At 55.7% G+C, this 6,759-nt stretch carries 5 protein-coding genes and 1 tRNA gene; 5 read left to right on the top strand and 1 reads right to left on the bottom strand.

Annotation, left to right across the window (positions count from 1 at the left end):
- The first annotated feature begins 287 nt into the window (after positions 1-287).
- Together ACEE09_RS06205 and ACEE09_RS06200 are read left to right on the top strand one after the other, a co-directional pair.
- Positions 288-376, top strand: a tRNA-Leu gene (locus tag ACEE09_RS06205).
- A gap of 252 nt (positions 377-628) precedes the next feature.
- Positions 629-1,777: a protein adenylyltransferase SelO family protein gene (locus tag ACEE09_RS06200; protein ID WP_449083051.1), complete on the top strand. Its 1,149-nt coding sequence runs from the start codon at positions 629-631 to the stop codon at positions 1,775-1,777.
- Positions 1,778-2,142: 365 nt separating this feature from the next.
- Here ACEE09_RS06200 and ACEE09_RS06195 read toward each other — a convergent pair whose 3' ends face one another.
- On the bottom strand, positions 2,143-3,960 hold the full coding sequence (locus ACEE09_RS06195; protein WP_449083050.1) for an MDR family MFS transporter: 1,818 nt from the start codon (positions 3,958-3,960) through the stop codon (positions 2,143-2,145).
- Positions 3,961-4,347: 387 nt separating this feature from the next.
- Between ACEE09_RS06195 and ACEE09_RS06190 the strand changes: the two genes are divergently transcribed.
- The 3 genes from ACEE09_RS06190 to ACEE09_RS06180 all read left to right on the top strand — a co-directional run bounded on the left by ACEE09_RS06190 (position 4,348) and on the right by ACEE09_RS06180 (position 6,683).
- Positions 4,348-5,310 (top strand): L-lactate dehydrogenase, encoded by a 963-nt coding sequence (locus tag ACEE09_RS06190; RefSeq protein ID WP_449083048.1) that lies wholly within the window; start codon positions 4,348-4,350, stop codon positions 5,308-5,310.
- Positions 5,311-5,463: 153 nt separating this feature from the next.
- A complete protein-coding gene (locus tag ACEE09_RS06185) occupies positions 5,464-5,763 on the top strand; it encodes a hypothetical protein (RefSeq protein ID WP_449083046.1) in 300 nt (99 codons plus the stop codon).
- An 89-nt stretch (positions 5,764-5,852) separates the two neighbouring features.
- Positions 5,853-6,683 carry an undecaprenyl-diphosphate phosphatase gene (locus tag ACEE09_RS06180; RefSeq protein ID WP_449083044.1) on the top strand — a complete coding sequence of 277 codons (831 nt, stop codon included), beginning with the start codon at positions 5,853-5,855 and terminating at the stop codon, positions 6,681-6,683.
- Positions 6,684-6,759: the final 76 nt, after the last annotated feature.

Genomic DNA, 6,759 nt, shown 5'->3' with positions numbered 1-6,759 from the left:
CCCCTCGCGCACCATATAACCCCTAGTGGGAATATAGAAGGAACCGGCTCCTGTTGACAGGAGCCGGTTTTTTGTTGACAGCTAGGCTCCACAAGTCCCAAAGCTGGTTTATCTGGTTTCTGCAAGGCTGGTGGTTGGGAAGCAACTGGGGGCCTTTTTTCTGCTATGTGTATGTGATGGAGCTTATGCCACCAAAGCCCCTTTCTGGTTTGCGTGCGTGAGAAGTGCTCGGTATAGTTATTACTCGTTGCCAGCACGGCTTTGGAAAAAGACGTGTAAGACACCTTGCGCGGGTGGCGGAATAGGCAGACGCGCTAGCTTGAGGTGCTAGTCCTCGTATTAGAGGGTGGGGGTTCAAGTCCCCCCTCGCGCACCATATAACCCCTAGTGGGAATATAGAAGGAACCGGCTCCTGTTGACAGGAGCCGGTTTTTTGTTGCTCTTTGGCCTGTATTCGGCGCTAAGGTTTGAACGGTATTCTTCTGCCCTGGTTAGATCATCAACTTTACTCATCAGTTAAACTGATTATTTTTGGCTGGCGCCCTTAAAAAATTTTTTTTGAGCAGGGGGCAGTACCCTGCCTCAAAGCCAGTTCTTATAGCCTCAGACCGGGCGATAAACTGGCTCTATGCAACCTACCGTACCCCGTTCGTCCGCCCCGGCCCTTGAACATACCTACGCGCAGAGCTTCCCAGACCTAGCCCACCCGGCCGAAACAGATATTCGGCAGGGAACACGCTTGGCCTGGCTCAATGAGGAACTAGCTCAAGACCTAGGGCTAGACCAGGCTTGGTTGCGCAGCGCAGCGGGCCTAGCCTGGATGACCGGCAGGGGAGAGGCCCCTACCTTCGCCATGGCCTATTCGGGGTATCAATTCGGGCAGTTATCGCCAGTGCTGGGGGACGGGCGCGCCCACCTGGTCGGTGAACTCCTACTTCCAGAACAGGGGAGTGTAGGAAACCGCTCTCTGGGCCATAATCGTGTTGATGTGCATCTAAAAGGCAGTGGGCGGACGCTCTTCTCCCGCCCCGGTTCGGACGGCAAGGCCCCACTATCAGCAGCCTGGCGAGAAGCAATCATCGGGGAATCCTTGCATGCCCTTGGCCTGCCAACCAGTAGGGCCCTGGCTGTCTTTGAAACCGGTGAAAAAATACAGCGCCGGGCACCCGAGCCGGAGCCAGCGGGCCTGGTGCTGCGAGTTGCTGCCAGCCACCTGCGGGTGGGCACCTTCCAGTACGCCCAGTACCACTGTGACCGGCAGATAAGACAACAGTTGGTAGACTATGCCCTCGCACGGCACTACCCGCACCTTCTAGAGGGCAAGCCGGGTGAGGAACGTGCCTTAGGCCTGCTTAGTGCCGTGGCGCAGCGGCAAGCCCATCTAGTGGCACATTGGCAGGCCCTGGGGTTCGTACACGGGGTGCTCAATACCGATAACGTGACTATCTCAGGTGAAGCTATCGACTTTGGCCCCTGTGCTTTTATTGATGCATTTGAGCGTGGCAAGGTTTTTAGTTCCATCGACCGCCAGGGGCGCTACGCTTACAAGAATCAGCCCGGCATCACCGCATGGAATCTTTCCCGCTTTGCTGAAGCCCTGCTCGATATCATCGACCCAGAGAACCCCAACCGGGCGGTTCACCTAGCCACCGAGGTTATTTCTAACTGTGAAGATGAGATTCTTGAGCGGCAGGCAGAGGTTTTTGCAGTCAAACTAGGCATTGACCTGGCAGGAGCTAGTGCGGGCACCCGCACACAGGTAGACCGGTTCGTATAAGAAACCCTGGGTCTACTCGAAAGCTATGCCCTAGATTTCACTGGTTTCTTTAGATCTTTAGCTGAAGGCAACTGCTTACTCCCTGAGGCTGCACACGAGGGATGGAATAAACAGTTGCAGCAGCTCAGGGCGGCCACCAACACTAGCCCTCTGCGGGCTACTGAGCTGATGCTTGCCCAGAACCCGGTGTATATTCCGCGAAATCTTGCCCTTGACGCTGCTTTACGTCAGGTTGAAGCGGGCAATGTGCAGCCTGTGCTGAAGATGTTGGAGGCGGTGTGCGCGCCCTTTGAGCGCCTCAAGGGCTGTGAACACCTTGAGGGCGCTCCTGCAGAATCCCGTTTTTTCACGAGTTTCTGTGGGACTTAACCCTGTTTGTTACTCTGCGCATTCTCCTGCAAGCCTGATACTGCGCGTAGCGGGGGAGTCTTGAAGAAGAGGGTCAGAATAAAGGCCAGCAGGGTGGCGAAGAAACCGACCCAGTAGACCGAGAGGGTTGAGGTGTTGAAGCCAACCATGAATGGGCGGGTGAGGCGGGCATCTGCCCCGGTGAGGTATGACGTATCAGAGATTGACGCTTCTGCCCCTTCTCCCTCTGTTGAGGTTGCAGATATTTGCTCGGCCAGGGTGGGGGTGAGCTGTTCGACCCAGTAGGTGCGTTGGGTGTCATCTGACCAGTCAACAGCCTGCTGGCTGGCGATGGAGGCCTTTGCTGGTTCTACGATCGGGTTCCACATCTCCTGCATAATGCCCTGATTCTCAGGGGCGGACGCCACGGCAGGGGTGAGTGCCGCATCGAGACCTGGGCGCAGGTCGTCCTCATTGCCTATGGCCTGCATGATGTTGCCGGGCATGGTGGAGAAGAGGATGGAGAGCAGAACGGCGGTGCCCAGGGTGCCACCAATCTGGCGGAAGAAGGTGGATGCTGATGAAGCTACACCCATGTAGGCCGGTGAAACAGCGTTTTGAGCTGCTAGGGTGAGGGATTGCATGAGCTGGCCCAGGCCAAGGCCCATAAGGAACATGGCTACCATGAGGAACCAGAGGGGTCGGTCAGCTGTCATGAAGGTCAGGTAGTAGTAGGCCAGGACCATAAAGGCGGTGCCGAGTATAGGGAAGATGCGGTACTTGCCGGTGCTGGCGACCAGGCGGCCAGAGACGATGGAGGCAATCATGATGCCGGCCATCAGGGGCAAGGTGGCAAAGCCTGCCTCGGTGGGGGTGAGCCCGGTGACGATTTGCAGGTAGAGGGGGATGGTCATCATGGCACCGAACATTCCGAAGCCTACTAAGAAGCCCAGGGTGGATGACATGGAGAATGCGCCGGAGCGGAAGAGCGCTAGCTGGAGGATGGCGTCTTGCCCCATCTTGGATTCAATGATGAGGAAGGCTGCTAGGCCCACAGCGGAGATGGTGAAGCAGGTGATGGATGCTGTAGAAGTCCAGCCCCATTCGCGGCCCTGTTCAGCAACGAGTAGTAGGGGAAGGAGGGCTACCACTACGCTGCTTGCGCCCCACCAGTCAACGCGGGGTTTGAGGCTGGTGTCGGTGAGGCGGGGTAGGTGAAGAAATTTCCAGACTATGGCCAGGGCGATGATGCCGATAGGGACGTTGATCAGGAAGACCCAGCGCCAGCCGGTAATCCATAGGATCTCATCGCTGCCAGCGAAGAGTCCTCCGGTGAGTGGGCCGAGCACGGAGGAGATGCCGAAGACGGCCAGGAAGTAGCCCTGGTATTTGGCGCGTTCACGAGGAGCTAGCATATCGCCCATAATTGCCATGGGCAGAGATATGAGGGCACCTGCGCCGATGCCTTGGAAGGCGCGGAAGGCTGCCAGCATGGTCATAGAGGTGCAGAAGCTTGAGAGTAGTGAGCCCAAGATGAAGACCATGATGCCAAAGAGGTAGAGGGGGCGGCGTCCGAAGAGGTCGGAGAGTTTGCCGTAGATGGGGGTGGTGATGGTGGATGTGATCATGTAGGCGGTGGTGACCCAGGCTTGCTGTTCGAGGCCGTGTAAGTCGTCACCGATTGTTCTGATGGCTGTAGAGACGATGGTCTGGTCGAGGGATGAGAGGAACATGCCGGCCATGAGACCAAGAATGACCAGCATGATTTGCCGGTGGGTCATCAGGGGTTGGTCTTGACTGCCTGTGTGTTCTGGTGTTGCCGGTATTGTAGACATGAGGAACCTTTTATCAGGAGTGGAGTGAGGGGCGCTGTTTTGCTTGGTCTACGGTGGGCGGACGCTGGTTTGCGAGCGGGTGCGTAGTCTTGGGTTTGCGCACCTCATAAGTTTATGTGCAGTTCTGCAAAAATGCTTCCTTCTGAAAGCGTCTTGTATGACACAATGTTGAGGGCGCAGATGGGAAGAGAGAAGCAATGGAATGTGACCTTACACAAAAGGTCACACTGCACATATTTGGGTTTGCGGGCCTTTTTGAGTAAAGGTCAGTGAAACCCCAAATGAAAAGCGCATAAACCCAATAAACCACCGCATTATTTTCTGACATACTTGAGGATGTCACGAACACAGAACAACCCCCACAGCATCTGCTGAAAGGAACCTCCTATGTCTCTCGAAAAGAAGCACACTAAGCTCGGCGTTATCGGCGCTGGTGGCGTTGGCTCAGCTATCGCCTACGCATCAACCCTCCGTGGCGCTGCCGACGAAGTTGTTATCTACGACATCGCAGCTGCACGCGCTGAGGCAGAAGGCCTGGACATCGCCCACGGTACCCTGTTTGCTCACGAAGTAGAGGTTGCAGGTAGCGGCGACGTAGAAATTCTGCGCGATGCTGACCTGATCATCGTCACCGCAGGTGCCCGCCAGCAGCCCGGCCAGCCCCGCCTGGAACTGGCAGAAGCAAACGTCAACATCTTCAAGGCTATGCTTCCTAAGGTCATGGAAGTTGCACCCAACGCTATCCTCATGATCGTCACCAACCCCTGTGACGTCCTGGCTGTTGTTGCCCAGAAGATCACCGGTCTGCCCACCGAGCGCTGCTTCGCCTCAGGTACCGTCCTTGACTCATCCCGCCTGCGCTGGCTCATCGCCGAAAAGGCTGGCGTTGCCATCAACTCTGTTGACGCCAACATCGTTGGTGAGCACGGCGACTCCGAGTTCCCCGTCTGGTCAGCAGCTAACATCGGCATGGTTCCCCTGGACGAATGGACCAACGAAGAAGGCGAAAAGATCTTCACCGAAGAGGTCAAGGCCGAACTTGCTGAAGAAGCTATGCGCGCAGCCTACAAGGTCATCGAAGGTAAGGGCTCAACCAACTACGCTATCGGTGTCTCTGCAACCCGTATCGCCGAAGCCATCCTTGGTGGCCAGAACGCTGTACTGAACGTTGCTACCCAGCTGCGTGGCCGTTACGGCATCGAAGGTGAAGCTGCCCTGTCACTTCCCTCAATCGTCTCCCGTGAAGGTGTCAAGCGCGTCCTTGACGTTCCCATGTCAGACGAAGAAATTGAGCGTCTGCGCAACTCAGCCAAGGCCCTCAACGAGTCCCTGGCAAGCCTGGGTTTCTAAACCTGAGCCTTTCCTAGCCTTTCGCTAGTTAGCTCATAGACGGCGCCGCCTCACCTCTTTAAGAGAGGGGAGGCGGCGCTGTTGTGTGTGATTCACCAAATTTTTACCGCACAGTATTTCACACCCTCGGTGAAAGAGAGTAACGTCTACTGTATGAGTAATAATCCTCGTGCCGAACTGGCTCACCTGACCGCCGCCCTCGAAGAGCACCTTAACGCTATCGTCAATAGCCGTGGGGACCACGATGCCGCCGTCGACCAAACTTACGTAGCTATCGCAAACGCCTTCGAACGCTACGAAGAAGCCCTGTTCGATGCCTACGAAGAGGTCACCCCGCTTGAAGTTTTCATCGAAGATGAGGATGATGACGACGACGATGACTTCGACTACGACTTTGATGAAGATGACGAAGACGATGAGGTGGAGTACTACCTCGATGAAGAGCAGAAGTAGACCGCTTACCTAGGTCCCTCCTGTTATTCCCAGCACAGCACCGCCAGCGGTGCTGTGCTTTTTCTTTTCCTAGCGTAGAGTTTTCTGCTGTGGAATGGATACAAGCAATTATCCTGGGTCTTGTCCAGGGTCTAACTGAGTTTTTGCCGATCTCGTCATCGGGTCATATTCGTATCGTAGGTCAGTTCTTGCCGAACAATGAAGACCCCGGTGCGGCGTTTACCGCTATTACCCAGCTGGGTACTGAAGCGGCTGTTTTGGTCTTCTTCTGGAAGGACATCGTTCGAATCATCAAGAACTGGTTTGGTTCTTTGGTGGGTAAGGTCGATAAGAAGGATCCGGACGCTCGTATGGGCTGGTTCATTATTATCGGCTCCTTGCCCATCGGTATTCTGGGCATCTTGCTGGAAGACTACATCGATTCGACCTTCCGCAGCCTGTGGATCACTGCCACCATGCTGATTGTCTTTGCAATCTTCCTGGGCATTGCAGACCGCATCGGCCGCGAGCAGCGAGAGCTTAAAGATCTGACCGTCAAGCACGGTATTATCTACGGTTTCGCCCAGGCGCTAGCCCTGGTCCCTGGCGTGTCACGCTCTGGCGGTACTATCATGGCAGGTCTGCTCATGGGTTATACCCGTGAGGCTGCAGCCCGCTATTCCTTCCTTCTGGCTGTTCCCGCCGTTTTCGCATCGGGTCTCTATAAGCTAGCAGGGAGCCTCTCTGAGGGCTTTACCGGCTACTATGGCCTGGGTTCTACCGTAGTTGCGACCCTGGTTGCCTTCGTGGTGGGTTACCTGATTATTGGCTGGTTCCTCAAATATGTTTCTAACAAGAGTTACAGCATCTTTGTCTGGTACCGAATCGCCCTGGGTCTTGCCCTGTACATCCTTCTAGGCACCGGCGTCCTCGCTGCGTAGACCTGACTCACTCTCTTACCCGCCCGGAAATAGCTTTCCGGGCGGGTATTGTTTTAGTGAGAGAAAAAGCGCCGCC

This window comes from Rothia sp. 88186D007BW (assembly GCF_053544215.1).
This window is presented reverse-complemented; position numbering and strand designations above follow the sequence as displayed.

What these genes read in the sequence shown, in the direction of transcription:
- ACEE09_RS06200 (WP_449083051.1), top strand. Translation starts at nt 629, where the DNA reads ATGCAACCTACCGTACCCCGTTCGTCCGCCCCGGCCCTTGAACATACC.
- ACEE09_RS06190 (WP_449083048.1), top strand. Translation starts at nt 4,348, where the DNA reads ATGTCTCTCGAAAAGAAGCACACTAAGCTCGGCGTTATCGGCGCTGGT.
- ACEE09_RS06195 (WP_449083050.1), bottom strand. Translation starts at nt 3,960, where the DNA reads ATGTCTACAATACCGGCAACACCAGAACACACAGGCAGTCAAGACCAA.
- ACEE09_RS06185 (WP_449083046.1), top strand. Translation starts at nt 5,464, where the DNA reads ATGAGTAATAATCCTCGTGCCGAACTGGCTCACCTGACCGCCGCCCTC.